Source organism: Streptomyces sp. SID1328 (assembly GCF_009865595.1).
GTDB lineage: Bacteria > Actinomycetota > Actinomycetes > Streptomycetales > Streptomycetaceae > Streptomyces > Streptomyces griseoluteus.
Window position 1 is genome coordinate 1 of sequence record NZ_WWKH01000598.1, and the last position, 1,128, is coordinate 1,128.

A 1,128-nucleotide genomic window follows, 5' to 3' on the forward strand; every position below is an offset into this window, starting at 1 on the left:
CCACGACGAGGACGGGGAGGGTGGCGGCCCGCTCCGTGACCCAGTCCGCGTCGGCGTTGGCCGCGTCCACGATCAGGGCGCGGACCCGGGCGGTCCCGGCGACGCGGTCCAGCCGGCCGGCGGGCCATGCGGCGTCCATCGGTACGTACGCGGCCCCGGCGCCCACGGCGCCGAGCGTGGCCGTCACCACGGCGGCCGAGCGGTCCACCAGCACCCCGACACCGTCCTCGGCGCCGACGCCCCAGCCGCTCAGCGCACCGGACAGCTCATCGGCCGCCTCCGCGAGCTCTCGGTAGGTGAGGGTGTGCGCACCGGCGACGACGGCCGGGGCGTCCGGAGCGCGGCGGACCTGCGCGGCGAACGCCTGCGGGAGCGCGGTGTCCCCGGCGGGCAGTTCGGCCCCGCGCCCTTGCGCGAGTACCCCGGCGGTGGCGGTGTCGTCGAGCAACGGGATCTCGGCGAGGGGGGTCTCGGCGTCCGCCCCGGCCAGGGCGGTGAGGAAGGAGACGACGGCGTCCTGGTGCAGCCGGACGTCGTCCGGGTGGTACAGCTCCGGGTTGGTGTCGAAGCCGATCAACGGCCCCTGTCCCTCGGAGCGTTCGGAGACGAAGAGGGACACGTCGTCCACCGGGCCGATGGACAGCAGCCGGGAGGTGGCGGCGCTGCCGCCGAAGTCGAGGCCGTACTCGAAGCCCATGATGTTGACGACGACGTCGGTGAGGCGGGCCCCGTCGTCGGCCAGGTTCAGCTCGCGGGCGAGCTGTTCGCGGGAGAAGCGGCGGTGGCGCATCGCGCCGCGCATCTCGGCGGCGACCGCGCGGACCAGGGCGCCGACCGTCATGTCCGGGGTGACGGCCAGGCGCAGCGGCAGGATGTTGGAGGTCATGCCCATGATGTGGCGCAGCCCCGCGTGCCGGCCGTGGGAGGCGAGGCCGACCCTGACGTCCCGCGTGCCGGTGACCCGGGCGACGTAGGCGGCGACCGCGCTGACCAGGACGGCGGTCCAGGTGGTGCGGCTGTCCCCGGCGAGGCGGCGCAGCTCGTCCAGGACGGTGACGGGGAGGGTGTCGCCGGAGTGCAGCTCCACCGGCGCGTCGGAGGCGGCGCGCGGGGCCGGGGTGTCGGTGC

The 1,128-nt window shown here is 76.0% G+C and carries 1 protein-coding gene; it reads right to left on the reverse strand.

From position 1 onward, the window contains the following. Positions 1 to 1,128 (reverse strand): AMP-binding protein (locus tag GT030_RS19070; protein WP_161202120.1); only part of this gene is annotated, 1,128 nt, incomplete at both ends.